This window comes from Streptomyces sp. NPDC021356 (genome assembly GCF_040641015.1).
Classification (GTDB): Bacteria; Actinomycetota; Actinomycetes; order Streptomycetales; family Streptomycetaceae; genus Streptomyces.
In genome coordinates, this window is record NZ_JBFACU010000024.1 from 62,090 (window position 1) to 76,883 (window position 14,794).

The following is a 14,794-nucleotide window of genomic DNA, read 5'->3' on the forward strand; positions in this document are numbered from 1 at the left end:
GGTGCGCTCGCACCATCCTAAAGTCGACCGGCATCAACCACTCGGTGTCCCCCGCCGTGTCCGCTTTCGCCCGCCCGGGCCGCGGCGAATCGGCCTGCCGGGACAGCGCACGGCCAAGAGCGACTGGGGTTCGAAGCGCGCACGACGGCAGCCCCGGGGCCCCGTGTGGAGTTGGCCGAGCACCTCCACTCGGGGCCCCGAGCGCCGCGCGTCTGATCAGGACGGGACGCGCGCGGTCGGTCCGTCAGCGAACCGAAAGCCGTACCAGCCGCGCCGCCCGGTGCCCGTCGCCGCCCTCCACCCGCACCGCGACATAGCGGGCCGTCGCGCGGACGCGCAGTGCGCGGGTGCGGCCACGCCCCGAGGCGCGCCCCCAGTCCTGGTAGCCGATACCGTCGGTACTGCCCTCGACTCGCAGGCCGGGAATGTCGCCGCCGGTCCACTCGGCCTCGATCTCCCGCACCGGGAGCGCCGCGCCGAGGTCCACGACGAGGCGGCCGTCCTTGCCCGGCCGCCACGAGCTGCCCGGGTCCCCGTCGACCGCCGCGGACGGCTCCGACATGCCCGCGGGCAGCGGGCTGGTGGGAAAGACCGTGCGACCCAGCGCCAGATCGTTCACCGGGTACGCCCTTGCCCCGTGCAGCCGCACCACGGCCGGCCGCCCGCCGGAGCGCACCGAGACCACCGCGGTCCGGCCCTGCGCGCGCACCCGCACCCGGCAGGAGGCCCCCGAGAGCCGCAGCGTGGCCCCGTCCTCGACACTCACCCGCAGCCCGGCAGGCAGCGCACGACCCGAGACCGGGGCGAGCGTGAACCGCGGCGCCAGCAGCAGCGCCCGCGCCGCAGGCAACTCGCTTTCGTGGACGATCCCGTCCCGGGTCACGGTCTGCGTCCCCGCGAAGACATACCGCTCGGCGCCGTCCTGCGGCACCGAGACACGGGTGCGGACCTCCTCGCCGGAGAGATTGAAGAGACTCAGGTGCTCATCCACGTACGCCGCCCGCACCCGCGCGTGCTCGGCCGACGGTGCCTTTCGCGCCGCCAGCGCCCGCAACCGGTCGGGCGAGGCAGCGGGATACCCCTCGATCACGACCGGGGCGGCGGGGCCGTCACTGAGGACAAGCGCGTCGTCGTAGACGGAGAGGGGGTGGTCCCGGTCCGCGCCGCGCACCACGAGACCGGCGCGGCCATCCACGTCGAGCCAGCCGCCGTGGCTGCGGGCCCGCGCCGTGGGATAGACGGCGAGATCCTCCCACCGCTCCCCATCCGCCGAGCCCTGAACGCGGTAGCCGCGCCCGGCCGCGGCCTCCCAGCGCAGCGTCACCTCCCCGACCTCCCGCGCGGCACCGAGGTCGACCGCCAGCCAGCTGTCTGCGCGCTTGCGGTCCGCGGTGGCCACCGCCCAGCGGGTCGCCCCGTCACCGTCCACCGCCAGCTCCGGGCCCATGCCCGGGGCCGCCGAGGAGGCCGTCGCCGCGCCGCCGCGCGCGAGGTCCTCGCCGCCCCCCTCGGCGCGCGCCTCGAAGGCGAACAGCGAGTAGCCGTACGCCGGATCGGGCCGCACCCCCTGCAGGCGCAGGTAACGCACGGCGGTGCGCGGCACCTCGAGCGTGTCGACGCGCCCGCCGGCCGCCGGGGCGCTCGCCCCGTCCTGCGCCGCCACCCGCACCGAGCCCTCCGCGAAGCGGAAGGTGCGGGCTCCGCCGAGGCCGGGCATTCCCGGCATCGTGAGGTTGTACACCTCCAAGTGCCCCTCGCCCGCAGCCGTACCGCTGCTCGCGTAGACGACGGCGCCGGACCCCAGCGTCGTGAAACCGGCCCAGCCGCTGTCGAGACGCAGCAGCGTCGCGCTGCCGTCGAAGCCGTCGCGGACCGTGCTCCAGGTCTCCACCGCGCGGCCCGAGACCGTGCCCGCCGTCGAGGGCAGGAACATCGGGGTGCCGCCGCTCAGCTTGAACAGCCAGTCGTCGTGCGCCGGCTGCCAGGCGAACTTCACGAAGCCCGGCTTGCTGACCGCCGCCGCCCACGCCGCGGGGGACTGGTGCGAGACGAGCCCGGGCCCGGTACCGAAATCCGTCACCCCGGCCGCCCGCGCGAAGAACTCCTCGCGCGAGAGGGGCTCCACGGGGGTGTGCGCCGTCCACACGTGCAGCAGGTAGCTCAAGGCGATCTCGGCGCGCGCCTCGGGCTCGTACTTCGGCTCGCCGGAGAACTTCGCGAGCCGGTAGCGCGGCGCGTACTGCTGGTACGCCTCCAAGCGGGCGGCAAGTTCGGTCTCGGCGCGGGCCGCGGCACGGTCCCCCAACACCCGCGCGAGGAAGGCGAGCGGGATGACGTCGCGCCCGTACAGGTGCTCGCGGTCGTTGACCATCGGCATCAACGGCTCACCCGCGTCGCTCATGACGCCGAGCAGGGTCCGCCACAACGGGGCGGCGTTGGGCTGCTTCGTCAGCACCTCCGGCAGCGGAGTGCCCGCGGCGAGGAAGTGCGAGGAGTTACGGCCCGAGGTGCGCCACAACTCCTCTTGGTAGTGCGGGCCGAAGGAGCCGTGGTTCTCGACGATGAACGTGTCGTAGAGGTTGCGCGCGGTGTTGCGGGAGACCGGCACCCCGTCCACCACCGCGGGGTTGGCGAGGTCGGCGGGCGGCAGCCCGGCCTCGTTGCGCGACCAGGTACCGAAGCGCTCCCTCCACGCGGCGTGCCGGGCATCGTCGCCGGCCCAGGCCAGCGCGGGGGCGAGGGACTGCGCGTAGACGCCCATCTCCTCCAGCTTGGTGTCGCCCTCGAAGCCGCCGGTCAGCCCGTGCGGGGTCCAGGAGCCCGAGGCCGGGTCGTCGCCGGTGCCGAGACCGTCGGTGTAGGCCGCCTGGCCGCGCAGGAGCGCGTCGACGTGGCCGCGCGTCGTCGCGTCCAGCTCGGACCACAGAAGCTTCGCGGCCATGACGAAGTACGACTGGAAGGTGGTGTCGAAGAAGAGCGTGCGGCCCCACTGGTCGCCGCCGGTGAGCCGGTTGGAGGCGGCGAAGTGGCGGATGGTGGCGAGGGTGCGTGTCCGCAGGGTGTCGCGGTCGACGCCGGTCAGGTCGCTGTCGTAGCTGCCGTGGGTGAGCAGCACGGCATTGCCGAGGACGACGGCGAAGCCGAAGTCCTTGTCCGTGTAGTAGCCGCGGGCCGGGTCCCACTGGGTCTCGGACCAGCGGGTGTGCTGAGCGAGGACGCGCAGGTAGGTGGCGGCGATGCCGTCGGAGGCCGGGGCCTTCCCGGCGACGGGAGCGTCAGCCGCCGCCTGTGCCACTCCGGCGCCGACAGGTAGGGCAGTCAACGCACCGGTAGCAGCCAGGAGTTGGAGGAAACGTCGGCGGCCGACCTGGGCGGGGTGGTGCGACACGGCGAGGCCTTCCGTTTGGACAACGTTGTCAAGGAAGCATTCTCGACAGTCATCCGGGCGGGAGTCAACGGGTACGGCGCACTGCGTAGTAAGGGCTTTCACGGCGTGAGTCCTCCCGGAGAGCCCTTACTCCCGCCCCTGCCCTTGGGTCAGCCGTCAACGGCCGACGAGTGCCCGAGCGCCGGCCGCCCTCGTCGGACACGAGCGAATGGACGTAGGCCGGATCGCGTAAAAGGAGTTGACCTGCGGCTGGGCCTTGGTACGCATCGCCGCCATAGCGCGGTGCCGGTGCGTCGGCGCGTCGGTCGTGTCCCTTCTCGTGGCGTCCTCCTCCGTGATCGAGCAGCGTGCAGGGGCGAGGACGTGGGGAGCGGTGGGGGGTGGAGCCGGGTGGGCTGCCGGGGCGTTGGGTGTTGTCGTGGATCACTGCTCACGCCGTACTGATCGTCTCAGAATGCCGTCCCGCGGAGACTGGCGGCTCATGGAACAACGTCAGCCACGGGCTCAGGAGGGACGCCGTATGGAACGGGTTGGGGCTGCGCGAGACCTCGTACTCGGTTACGTCCGTGCTCCGAACGCAATTGACGAGGCCATGAGGGTGGCGATCCCCTCGCTTGAGCGACTGTCGAATCTCCTTGGCCTGGCCGTTCGCACCGGATCAGCCGGAGTGGGCACATCGGTACCTCTCCTACACGGTTCATGGGGCGAGATGCCGATTCGTCAGTGGCAACGGCACTGAGGTCGATGTGGACTTCGAAGTCGCCCCGGCGCTCGCGGTCCCGCAGCACCCGCTCGCGCAGGGTGGCCCGGTTGATGCCCAGGTCGGCGGCGATGCTCTTGTAGGTCGCCCCGGGTGTCGACTCGTACAGGGTCACGGCATCGGCCTTGAACTCGTCCGAGTAGTCCTTCATCGCCATCGGCGGTCTTCTCGCCTCCTCCGGATCAAGCAGATCCAGTATCAGCGTGTCCACCACTCAGGGGGAGGCTCCGTGGGCGCGGACCGTGGTCGAGTCCATGCTGACCAGCGACAAGTCCGATCTGCCCACCCGGGCGCCCTCGGCGATCAGACCTTCCAGCAGAGCGGTGAACACACCAGCGTCCCGCCACATGCGAAAGCGTCCGTAGACGGTGGCCCAGGGGTCGAACTCGGCAGGCATCTCCCGCCACTGACCATGGGACCGGAACCGCCAGATCACCCCCTCGAACTGCTCCCGCAACCGCTCCGGATACGGGCCGTACCTACCGATCGGCAGATACGGCTCGATGAACTTCCACTGAGCATGGGTGGGTTGCCTACCCGTCACGAAGACAGTCCTACCGGGTTCCACCCCGCGAAGAAGGTGGAATCCAGCAACTGATCACGACATCACACAGGCCCTTCGCATCGGCTGCCGCTGCCGGGCACGGGATGACCGCCGAGGCGGAACACCTGGGCTGGGCTACCGATCAGCTCTCAGGTCCTCGAAGTGAGCGCTGCGATCGGGCGCAGGGTTGAAACCGTGCCAGATAGGCGAGGGTCGAGCCGATCCTGGTGCTCAGATGCAGGCCGGACGCGTCGGCGAGACGGTGCAGAGGGCCGAAGGGGATCCAGTGCCGGTCGAAGAACTCGCCCACGACCAGCCGCCCTGCGGGGGTGAGCACCCGTACTGCCTCATCGAGCACCCGTTGTGGTTCCGGGATCTCGCCCAGTGCGGTCACCAGATACATGGCGTCGAAGGTGTCGTCGTCGAAGGGCAGCTCGCGGGCATCCGCATGGGTGGGCACGATGTTGGGTACTGCGCGCTGCTCCGCGCGGTGCATCACGTGGCGGAGCATCTCGGGTTGGATGTCGAGGATGTCGAGCTGCCCGTGGGGCCCGAGTTGCGGTGCGATGTGCAGCGACTGCAGTCCGGTGCCGGGCCCCACTTCGAGGATCCGCTCGCCCGGGCTCGGGGTGAGCACCGCGTCGAGCCGGGCGGATGTGAGGAACGGCAACGGCAGGTCCAGCAGGCTGCGTTGGGCGTAGGGGTACGGCGCCTTGTCGCCGAACCACCAGGCGCCTGCGGCGGCAGCGGCACTGAGGGCGCAGGCCCAGCGCAGGCGCGGTGCGGTCAGGACAGCAGAGCCCATGGTGTTCTCCAGTTCTGTGGTATCCGTGGTTGCAGCCCGGGTCGGTGTGGCGGGTTTCATGGGGTGCGGGGCAGCGCTCGAACCGCCAGGCGGACGCACACCGCTGCGAGCGGAAGTTCTGCGGACAACGCCATGACCAGCGCCGCGCGCAGTTCGCTCCCGCTGGCCGCGGTCATCGTGTCGAACCAGGCGTCGACGGTGAGCAGGGCGGTCGTCGCGGCGGCGGCCGGTGCCAGTCGCCGATCCCCGCGGGTGGCCAGCAGACCTGTGGTGATCAGGCCGACCGCCTCCAGCGCGTCCAGACCCACCCAGGCGGCGGACCAGTGCGAGGCACGGAAGGTGGTCGGCAGGCCGGTGGCCAACACGACGAGCCACGGCAGCAGCGCCACCCCGCAGCCGGCCAGGACAAGACCCCGCCGTCGGCCCGGAAGGCGGCCCGGACGACGGCGCTGCGGGCTGGGGAGCGATCCCGTGCGCGGGCCGCGCGGCCCGCGTATGCCGCGCTCGGCGTCCGGCTCCGGGAACAGTTCGATGATTTCCTGCATGCCCTTCAGCCTGAGCCGCACAGCGATCACAGTCAGTAATACCGGGTGCCGTTCTCAGGGTGGTGCCAGCTTCACCATCGATCCGGATGCACGGTGCATGGCATAGCCCTCACCTGGTGTTTTACCGTCGAGCCATGACGATTCCCCGGGCGCTGCGGCGCAGAGTTGTTCGGGTCCGGCGGGACACCGGTTTCTTGGCGGCCGGGATTCCGCCGCACCTTGCGCTGGTGCCGTTGTGGAGCTGGATGGCGAGTGTCGCGAAGTTGAGGGCGTGGCCATGGCTCCCGCTCCCGTTTGTGCTGATCTTGCTCGGTGTGCTTGTGCTCACCGCTGTGCAGCGACGCCGTTACCGGGTGCTGCTGGGAGTGGAGATCCTCCGGCTGCCGGCCGCGCACGAGCAAGGGGGGCTGAGGCGCGCTCTGCGGTGGCTATCCGTGGCCCAGACCTGGCGGCAGGCCGGATACCACCTGCTTGTCGGTCCGCTCCTGGCTGTGGTGGAGTCGGGGGTGCTCGCTGCGTGGGTCGCGGGCCTTGCTGGCGTCACCGTCAACGGGTGGGCCTGGATGTTGCCGGTCCAGGTGCGCCTGGACCATGTCGACTACGCGACCCACGCGGTGTACTACACCGCGGCCGGCGTGCTGCTGCTGTGCGCCGCACCCTGGCTGACCGGGCCGGTGACCCGCGCTGAGACCCGGATCGCGCTCGCGCTGCTCGGGACCAGCCGCTCCCAGCAGCTTCAGCAGCGTGTCGAGCACCTATCCGAGAGCCGCACCGACCTGATCGACGCCGTCGATACCGAACGCCGCCGCATCGAACGCGACCTGCACGACGGCACCCAGCAGCGCCTGGTCTCCCTCGCAGTCAACCTGGGCCTGGCCAAGGCCACCCTCACCAACCTGCCGGACGAGGCCCGCACCGTGATCGGCGAGGCGCACCGCGAGGCGAAGGAGGCCATCGCCGAACTCAACGACCTGGTGCGCCGCCTGCACCCGGCCGTCCTCGAAGACCGCGGGCTGGACGCGGCGCTGTCCGGGCTGGCCGCCCGGGTACCGATCCCTGTACGGCTGAGAGTCGACCTCGAGGAGCGAGCGGCGCCCACCGTGGAGTCGGTCGCCTACTTCGTGGTCTCCGAGGCGCTCACCAACGTCACCAAGCACGCCCGCGCCACCCGCGTGGACGTCACTGTCAAACAGATCGGGAGAATGCTGCGCGTGAACATCACCGACGACGGGATCGGCGGCGCCGACACCTCCACCGGCAGCGGACTGAGCGGGCTGGCCAAACGGGTCGGTTCCGTCGACGGCACCTTCCACATCAGCAGCCCGGTCGGGGGCCCGACCACCATCGCCGTGGAGCTGCCATGCGAGCCGTGATCGCCGAGGACTCACTGCTGCTGCGCGTCGGGCTCGTCAAGGTCCTGGAAATGGCCGGCTTCGAGATCGCCGCCGAAGTCGGCGACGCCGAAGCCCTGCTTGCGGCCGTCGAGGAACACCGGCCCGGGCTGGCCCTGGTCGATGTCCGCATGCCACCCGGCTTCACCGACGAAGGCGTACGCGCCGCGCTGGTGATCCGTAAGCAATGGCCGCAGACCGCGGTGGTACTGCTCTCGCAGTACGTCGAGGAGCGGTATGCGGCCGACCTGCTGACGGCCAACACCAGCGGCGTCGGCTACCTGCTCAAGCAACGCGTCGCCGACGTGGAGGAGTTCGTGGCTTCCGTTCGGCGGGTTGCAGCCGGGGGCACGGCACTGGATCCACAGGTGGTCGCCCAGCTGCTCGTGCGCCGCCGCAGTGACCCGCTCGATCGGCTGACGCCACGCGAACGGGAGGTACTCGCCCTGATGGCCGAGGGACGCTCCAACACCGGGATCGCCGAGGCCCTGGTCGTCAGCGACAGCGCAGTGGCCAAGCACATCAACAACATCCTCGCCAAACTCGACCTGCCCGCAGCCGACGCCGACCACCGGCGCGTTCTCGCCGTCCTGAGATTCCTCGGCGCTTCCCCGACCTAACCGACCCGGCGCCCGCACCCCTACCGCCGTTCGGCCCAACAGATCGGCAAGCACTGGATGACCAGTAATGACATCCGGTTCGACTGCCAGCACCGTGGCGACGGCGGCCCGCTCGTGATCGTCCCCCGCATCGACGGAGCACCACTCACCGAGGTGATCGACGGGTTCGAGATCGCCGCCGGGATGCAGCCCGCAGGCGATGCCTACGGCGGTCTGATTCCGGAGTTCTTCCGGTTCGGCCCGATGCAGGATCACTTCCTCGGACGGTCTGTCAATCCCCTCGAACTGTGGAGATCTTCTAAGCGGCCAGCCCCAAGGCGGAGTTGGCCCGGTGGTCGTGTTCGTAGTCGATCGGGCTGCGGTACCCGCACACGCTGTGTAGCCGCCGGGTGTTGTAGAACCCGGTGATCCACGTGGGGCCGGCGTCGTCTACGTCGCCTTCGTCGTGGACGCCTTCTCCCGCCGCATCGTCGGCTGGTCAGCAGCCACATCGAAGGAGACACAGCTTGTCCTGGACGCTCTCGAGATGGCCTTGTGGCAGCGTGATCGAGATCAATACCCGTACGGAAAAGGCGAGTTGATACATCACTCCGATGCCGGGTCGCAATACACACCGTGCGCGCTCGCCGGGCACCTCGACCCGGGCAGGCATCGCCGCGTCGATCGGATCGGTCGGCGACGCCTACGACTGTCAGTCTTTCCGCACCGGATCCCGCAAGGATCGGGTAGACCCGGCTGAGGCGGTCTGACTCTTGCTTATGACTGACCCCATGAGTGTCCTGGCGTTGATCAATGCCTTGATGGAGTCCACGATCGGCCTGTTCAAGACCGAGTTGATCAAGCCGCGTCGGCCCTGGAAGACACTCTCCGAGGTCGAGCTAGCCACCGCTGAGTGGATCGACTGGTACTGCCACCGCAGACTGCACGGTGCGATCGGGCACACCCCGCCCGCCGAATACGAGACCAACTACTACCGAGTAACCACGAAAGCCCAGGTCACAGTCACAATCTAGAGTCTCGATCAAACCCGGAACGGTTCAGATCAAGTCTGCGATCAAGTCCTCCGAACTCCTGGAGCGGTAAGGGTTGAAGGTGGGTCGTAGGGCCTCCTCGAACAGTCGATTGGACAGCTCGGGCCCGTTGGCGGCCGCGCGCCTTTCCTTCACGGTCAGGTTGCGGATCAGCGTGGGTCGCTCCATTGCACGTCGAGAGGAGAGCGACTCCCCGCATTTGACTGACTGGCCACTCTCCTACATGCTGTACTCATGCCCAGACCGAAGAGCGACGACAAACGCGCGGCGATCATGGCCGCCGCCACACGGATCATCGCTGCTCAGGGGCTGGGGGCGGCGACGGCGGCGATCGCGAAGAAGGCCGGCGTCTCGAACGGGTCGCTGTTCACCTACTTCGACACCAAAGCGGATCTGCTGAACCAGCTTTACTTGGAGCTGAAGAGTGAGATGGGGGCGGCCGCACTCGGCGGCCTACCCGCAGCCGATGCGCACACCCAGATGCTGCACATGTGGTCACGATGGATGGACTGGGCAACGGCTAATCCCCTGAAGCGCCGCACCCTGGCGCAGCTCCAGGTCTCCGATGAGATCGCGGCGTCCACCCATGAGTCCGCAAGCCGGACCATGGCAGGCATCGGGGAGGTCCTGGAGCGCAGCCGGGCGAGCGGCCCGATGCGCGACGCCCCGGCGCCTTTGGTGTTCACGCTGTGCAATGCCCTGGCCGAGGCCACCATCGACTACATCATCGGCGACCCGGATCGCGCCGACGAGCACAAGAAGTCCGGTTTCGACGCGCTCTGGCGCATGATCGGCTGAGCCGCCCCGGGGCCACTTCCGCATGCTCACCCACCCCCGTCGATGACTGACTAGTCAGATGACTAAGGAGCGCCATGTCCGGCAAGGCTTACGTCATCACCGGCCCGACCTCCGGCTTCGGCCGCCGCACCGCCCTCGAACTGGCCAAGCACGGCACCGTGGTGCTGGTCGGGCGCGACGCCGCCAAGCTCAACGACGTACGCAAACGCATCGAAGGCAGAGGCGGAGAGGCCGTGTCCGTCGTCTGCGACCTCTCGGACCTGACGAGCGTGCGACGCGCCGTCGGCCAGATCATCGAACTCGGCCTCCCGATCAGTGGCGTGCTCAACAACGCCGGCATCTTCCCCAACCGTCCCGGCACGAACGCCCTCGGATGGGACATCACCTATGCGACCAACCACATCGGGCCTTTCGTATTCACAGAGACGCTCGTGCCCCACCTCGAAGACGGCACGCAGGTGGTGTTCATCGTCTCGGCTGTGGAGGATCCGGAGCGCAAGACCGCCACCATGTCCGGTTTCCGCGGCGCCCGGTACATCTCCGCCGAGGCGAGCACCCGCGGCGAGTGGAAGCCCGGCGGCTCGAAACTGCTCGGCGGAGACGCCTACGCCACGTCCAAGCAGTGCAACCTGGCAACGGTGCTCGCCTTCGCCCGCGAAACACCCCGATTGCGGTTCAACGCCATCGAGCCCGGCTTCGCCCCCGGCACGAATCTCGGCCGTGACGCCAACCTGTTCCTGCGTCTGCTGTCGAAGTGCGCGCTCTCGCCATTGGCCCCGCTCATCAAGTACTGGACCACCCCGGGCACCGCTGCTCGCATGATCACCCGGATACTCACCGACGAATCGGACGCCACCGGCGTCTACTACGACGAGAAGGGACGTCCAATGCGGGGTTCCGCACAGGTGCACGACCCGGCGTTCAACGCGCGGGTAGTCGCCGAGACCCGTGCGCTACTGGGGACAGTTCCCGCCTGAGGAGTCCTTTCAGGATGCTCTGCGGGCGAGTGATCAGTCGGTCGAGGGCGGGGTTCCAAGGGTGCTTCGGCAGTTCTTGCCATAGGTGTCCAGGGCGTCGATGCGCTGCTCAACCTTGGTCTGGAAAAGGCCGTGAAAGCCGGCAATGCGGGCAACGGACCCGTCGAACCGGATCTCCGCAGCGCCGCAGCCCTGCGCCTGCCGAGAAGCTCATCCGCCCAGTTCAGGCGGCATGTCGATACTCGTGAAGGATGCCGCCGAGTCGTTGGCGTCGTCGTATGTCGAGGTGGGTGATCTGCCCCGGATCGCTGATGGGCATCGGTAAGGCGTAATGGGCGAGTGTCGGCGATGCCCTGATGGGGCCGGTGGGAATTTGTAGAAGTCTTCGAACTCGCGTAGCGCGTGGAGCAGCCCGGCCAGGGCCCGCCCGGGGTCGCCCGGTACCGGCAGGCCGCGCCCGTGGTGGTGGAGCGTGACGAGCCGGCCCAGCGCCGAACGCCTCGCACGCCGCCAGACGGAAGAGGCCGCTGCCCGCGCGGCGACCGAAGCCCCGGCGGCCAGGAGCCGCAGGGTGTTCGGGATCGGGCGGCGTCGGTAGCCGCGGGCAAGCCCAAGGGGAGCCTGGGAAAGCCGTCCCCGGACAGCGGCTTGCCCACCGTCCCCAGGCGCGCTGGGTGGACCACGTCGGCCGGACCGCCGGCGGGCAGATGAGGGCGGCCGCGATGCGCAGCGTCGAGATGGGCCAAACGGTCGTACGACGCGACGTGCACCGGACGGGCCGGGTGTGGAGCAAGCAGGCGCTGCGCGTCGTGGAGGACACCGATGAGGCGCTGGTGGGGCCGGCCCCGTACGCCATGGCCCGAACCGACGGTGACCGCTCGGTGCGCACGGAGGCGTTCGACGCGATGGTGACCGGGGCGTGGGAGCTCGCGGCCGCGGTGCCGGGTGACTACGCGTCGTCGCGGCCAGGACGGGGGCCTGGGCCTGGCGCACCCCGACCATGACCTGGTCGTCTTCCTCACAGCGACTGGAGTGGCCGACCTGGAGAGGACGCTGGATGATCCGCGCTGGGCGGAGTGGCGCGGGCGCCGGCCCCCCAGTGGAACGCTGCTTGAGCGAAACCCCCGCGAGTTGAGGAGTCACTGCAGAGCCGGGTTCCCGGAGAGCACGACCTTCGGTCCGGCGGTCGTGCCGCACCGGCTCGGCTTCGGTGGGTTGCGCGGGCGGTGTGTGAGGACGGTGGTGGTCCTGGCCTTGGGGCAGGCCGGGACCACGGCGGCGAGACCGGCTCGGGAACGGTCTCGCGGGTGATGCGTCCGCTTCAACGACGTCGGCTCATCGCGGCAACGCCGCCGAGTGAGGGACGTGCTGCGGCGCTGGCCATCGGGGGAGGAAGGCACATACGGTTTTGCCGTCGCTGGGGGCGGCCGTGACGTCGGTGGCGCGGCTGAATCGGTTGACCGTGGGCCAGCCGAAGCCTCCGGTGCCGCCGTTCAGGTCGGGGGTGCGCATGCGCGGTACCTGCGGGCTGGGGTCGTGGACGGCCACCTCGATGCTGTCCGGGTGGGCGGTCAGGTCCAGGGTGCAGGTGCCGTCGACGTGGCGGAGGGCGTTGGTGACGAGTTCCGGCACGACCAGGACCACCGTGTCGGCAGCCTCGGCTCCGATCGGGCGTACGAGGCCGTCGAGGAGGGCCCGGGTGCGCTTCCGGGCGTTGGCGATGGAGGCGGTGGAGCGGGCGGCTGCGACGTCGACGCTCATGGTGTCCATCAGGTTCACCTTGGTCTCTGGATCGCCAATGCCCGGTCCTGTTCCCTCCGGTGCTTGTGCTCCGACCTGCGGCGGCCAACCCGGCGATGGCTGCCCCCTGCGTCCTTCAGCGGCGCTGTTCGAGGATGATTACGTCATTGTCGAACGCTCGGAAATCTATGTTCGCTGGAGTAGACATTGGGTGGTGGTGTGGTTATGGTTTCTCTCGTAACCCAGAGAGACAGTAGGGCCCGGCAGGGATGGACTGCCGGGCAGCGTCACCCGTAGTTGCAGTTCGTAGGACGGTGCGGTCACGGAGTTTCGAAGCCAGAGTTGTTGCAGGACGGCGACGGGACTGGTGACCGGACCGGGTGGCCCGCAGTGATCAGGGGCCGCCGGAGCGGGACCGATGTCATAGCAAGTGTGGTTCCCGTAAGTGCAGTTCGCAGTACCCAGCAGTGAAGCTGGGTGAGCAGTACCTCGGTGAAGGCGTCGGCTGCGGGCGCGCGCACCGGGAGGTTCGGCAGTGGGGTTCTAAGCCAGAGCAGATGCAGGACAGGCGACGGGGCTGGCTGCCGAAGCGGCGCTCGGAGAGGCCACCAGCAGGACGCAACACCAGCAGTACAAGCAGTTCGCAGTAACAGCAGTACGCAGTTCCCGTTCGGTAAGTGATTGATCCAGAGGGAAGAACGGAGGAGCCGATCACCATCAGGATCGCCCGGGCGGAGGCTTGAGCCCGGGTACCGCAGGACATCGATAGTGAGGTGGTCTCCGGTCACGCAACCGCGATCCCCGCACCCCCGACAGCATTCGGGTCGGGTTGGCGGACACGGAAGGCCGGTGCAGCATCAGGGCCGGCAGATGGTGTAGCAGTTCCTTCGGGGCCCGGGTGCCGGTATGGCACCCGGGCCCCTCCACGCGTTCTACGACAGAGGTGCAATGACAGCAGAGGACTCGTACGGCCGTCTCGATGACGACGATTACCCCGCCTACACGATGGGCCGGGCCGCCGAGATGCTCGGCACGACTCCCGGCTTCCTCCGCGCCCTCGGAGACGCCCGCCTGATCACCCCGCTCCGCTCCAAGGGCGGACACCGGCGCTACTCGCGCTACCAACTGCGCATTGCCGCCCGCGCCCGGGAGCTCGTCGACCAGGGCACCCCCATCGAGGCCGCCTGCCGCATCGTCATCCTGGAAGACCAGCTCGAAGCAGCTCAACGCATCAACGCCGAATACCGCCGCGCCGCCGAAGCAGTAAATCCAACGGCCGCGGCATGAACCCGGCGCGCCGGCGCCCCACGGCGGGCCTGCCCGCACTCGGTCCGAGGCACGACGTGTAGTCGTTTCCTGTGGTGACAGCCTGCGCGGGCGTGTACCGTCTGAGTCAGCTGTCGTGGTTCGGAAGTTCCCTTTGCCCACGCCGACGGTGTGGGCGCTTTGCTGTGCTGTGCCGCAGGAACCAGGGCGATCACCTCCGCCTCTCGCGTGGTGAGGGAGGCGTTCCTCGACTGGAAGGCATGAGACATGGCTACGGGAACTGTGAAGTGGTTCAACGCGGAGAAGGGCTTCGGCTTCATCGCCCAGGACGGCGGCGGCCCGGACGTCTTCGCCCACTACTCCGCCATCAACTCCTCGGGCTTCCGTGAGCTCCAGGAGGGCCAGAGCGTGACGTTCGACGTCACCCAGGGCCAGAAGGGCCCGCAGGCCGAGAACATCAATCTGGCCTGACCCTTCCCGCCCCATGGGCAGCTGAGCCTGCCCCGAGGCCCTGCTCCTTCAGGTTCATTTACCAGGAGGAGCAGGGCCTTCGTGTTTTCCCTCTCTTTCATACGCCAGCGAACCGTTCCCTGCGTTGGCCCGTTGTCATCGCGACCCCTTCGCGGACGCGCCCCGGGCGACGCCAAGCCGCGACGGGTGCGCCTCTCTCCGGGCGGCGACGGCGATGGCCGGCCTTCGGTCAACTGGCTGCAGGTTCTCGATCCACAGCAGCGTCAACTCCACGCCGGCCCGCCACCCTGGCTCCGCACCGGCGTACCGGCCTTCGGCGTCGGCACGGATGTCGGCGGCCAGGGCACGCAAGTCCTTCTGCAGGCACTGCCGCTTGGCCGTGTCCATGGCCTGGATCATTTCGTCAGTGATGTCACCGGGGCGGAGTGCGCTCATCGCCCCACCTTGGACGACGGCCC

The 14,794-nt window shown here is 69.2% G+C and carries 12 protein-coding genes and 5 pseudogenes; 9 read left to right on the top strand and 8 right to left on the bottom strand.

Going from position 1 to position 14,794, the window contains the following annotated elements:
• Positions 1 to 244 precede the first annotated feature (244 nt).
• The 5 genes and pseudogenes from AB0G56_RS28395 to AB0G56_RS28415 all read right to left on the bottom strand — a co-directional run bounded on the left by AB0G56_RS28395 (position 245) and on the right by AB0G56_RS28415 (position 6,042).
• Entirely contained in the window at positions 245 to 3,388 is a 3,144-nt protein-coding gene (locus AB0G56_RS28395) for a discoidin domain-containing protein (protein WP_360974384.1), read from the bottom strand.
• Positions 3,389 to 4,185: 797 nt separating this feature from the next.
• A pseudogene (locus tag AB0G56_RS28400) lies at positions 4,186 to 4,305 on the bottom strand (transposase); the annotation flags it as partial.
• A 78-nt stretch (positions 4,306 to 4,383) separates the two neighbouring features.
• Positions 4,384 to 4,692 (bottom strand): annotated as a pseudogene (locus tag AB0G56_RS28405) (transposase); the annotation flags it as partial.
• 142 nt (positions 4,693 to 4,834) lie between these two features.
• Positions 4,835 to 5,557 (bottom strand): class I SAM-dependent methyltransferase, encoded by a 723-nt coding sequence (locus tag AB0G56_RS28410; protein WP_360974387.1) that lies wholly within the window; start codon positions 5,555 to 5,557, stop codon positions 4,835 to 4,837.
• Positions 5,554 to 6,042 (bottom strand): hypothetical protein, encoded by a 489-nt coding sequence (locus tag AB0G56_RS28415; RefSeq protein ID WP_360974390.1) that lies wholly within the window; start codon positions 6,040 to 6,042, stop codon positions 5,554 to 5,556. The genes AB0G56_RS28410 and AB0G56_RS28415 overlap by 4 nt, the downstream gene beginning before the upstream one ends.
• Before the next feature lie 134 nt (positions 6,043 to 6,176).
• Here AB0G56_RS28415 and AB0G56_RS28420 point away from each other — a divergent pair, with 134 nt between their 5' ends.
• The 6 genes and pseudogenes from AB0G56_RS28420 (at position 6,177) to AB0G56_RS28445 (ending at position 10,859) form a co-directional block, all read left to right on the top strand.
• The gene (locus AB0G56_RS28420; RefSeq protein WP_360974393.1) at positions 6,177 to 7,415 is read left to right on the top strand and encodes a sensor histidine kinase; all 1,239 of its coding nucleotides are present in this window, start codon (positions 6,177 to 6,179) and stop codon (positions 7,413 to 7,415) included.
• Complete coding sequence (locus AB0G56_RS28425) at positions 7,403 to 8,053, top strand: response regulator transcription factor (RefSeq protein ID WP_101401131.1); 651 nt, start codon at positions 7,403 to 7,405, stop codon at positions 8,051 to 8,053. Before AB0G56_RS28420 ends, AB0G56_RS28425 begins: the two co-directional genes overlap by 13 nt.
• 418 nt (positions 8,054 to 8,471) lie before the next feature.
• Positions 8,472 to 8,742 (top strand): annotated as a pseudogene (locus AB0G56_RS28430) (DDE-type integrase/transposase/recombinase); the annotation flags it as partial.
• 102 nt (positions 8,743 to 8,844) lie between these two features.
• A pseudogene (locus AB0G56_RS28435) lies at positions 8,845 to 9,066 on the top strand (integrase core domain-containing protein); the annotation flags it as partial.
• A 252-nt stretch (positions 9,067 to 9,318) separates the two neighbouring features.
• Positions 9,319 to 9,882, top strand: coding sequence for a TetR/AcrR family transcriptional regulator (locus tag AB0G56_RS28440; RefSeq protein WP_360974396.1), 564 nt, complete (start codon positions 9,319 to 9,321; stop codon positions 9,880 to 9,882).
• A 74-nt stretch (positions 9,883 to 9,956) separates the two neighbouring features.
• Positions 9,957 to 10,859, top strand: a complete 903-nt coding sequence (locus tag AB0G56_RS28445) for an SDR family NAD(P)-dependent oxidoreductase (RefSeq protein ID WP_360974399.1) — start codon at positions 9,957 to 9,959, stop codon at positions 10,857 to 10,859.
• A 223-nt stretch (positions 10,860 to 11,082) separates the two neighbouring features.
• Here the strand turns inward: AB0G56_RS28445 and AB0G56_RS28450 are convergent.
• Positions 11,083 to 11,270 (bottom strand): annotated as a pseudogene (locus tag AB0G56_RS28450) (IS481 family transposase); the annotation flags it as partial.
• A gap of 263 nt (positions 11,271 to 11,533) precedes the next feature.
• On the opposite strand from AB0G56_RS28450, the gene AB0G56_RS28455 reads away from it, so the two are divergent.
• Positions 11,534 to 11,863, top strand: a complete 330-nt coding sequence (locus AB0G56_RS28455; protein ID WP_360974402.1) for a hypothetical protein — start codon at positions 11,534 to 11,536, stop codon at positions 11,861 to 11,863.
• A gap of 331 nt (positions 11,864 to 12,194) precedes the next feature.
• Here AB0G56_RS28455 and AB0G56_RS28460 read toward each other — a convergent pair whose 3' ends face one another.
• Positions 12,195 to 12,629: an ATP-binding protein gene (locus tag AB0G56_RS28460; RefSeq protein ID WP_360974405.1), complete on the bottom strand. Its 435-nt coding sequence runs from the start codon at positions 12,627 to 12,629 to the stop codon at positions 12,195 to 12,197.
• A gap of 918 nt (positions 12,630 to 13,547) precedes the next feature.
• Between AB0G56_RS28460 and AB0G56_RS28465 the strand changes: the two genes are divergently transcribed.
• Both AB0G56_RS28465 and AB0G56_RS28470 read left to right on the top strand, forming a co-directional pair.
• Positions 13,548 to 13,886 (top strand): MerR family transcriptional regulator, encoded by a 339-nt coding sequence (locus AB0G56_RS28465; protein ID WP_360974407.1) that lies wholly within the window; start codon positions 13,548 to 13,550, stop codon positions 13,884 to 13,886.
• 246 nt (positions 13,887 to 14,132) lie between these two features.
• Positions 14,133 to 14,336: a cold-shock protein gene (locus AB0G56_RS28470; protein ID WP_093471494.1), complete on the top strand. Its 204-nt coding sequence runs from the start codon at positions 14,133 to 14,135 to the stop codon at positions 14,334 to 14,336.
• A gap of 135 nt (positions 14,337 to 14,471) precedes the next feature.
• On the opposite strand, the gene AB0G56_RS28475 is transcribed toward AB0G56_RS28470, so the two are convergent.
• Complete coding sequence (locus AB0G56_RS28475) at positions 14,472 to 14,771, bottom strand: hypothetical protein (protein ID WP_360974410.1); 300 nt, start codon at positions 14,769 to 14,771, stop codon at positions 14,472 to 14,474.
• Between the last annotated feature and the right edge of the window lie 23 nt (positions 14,772 to 14,794).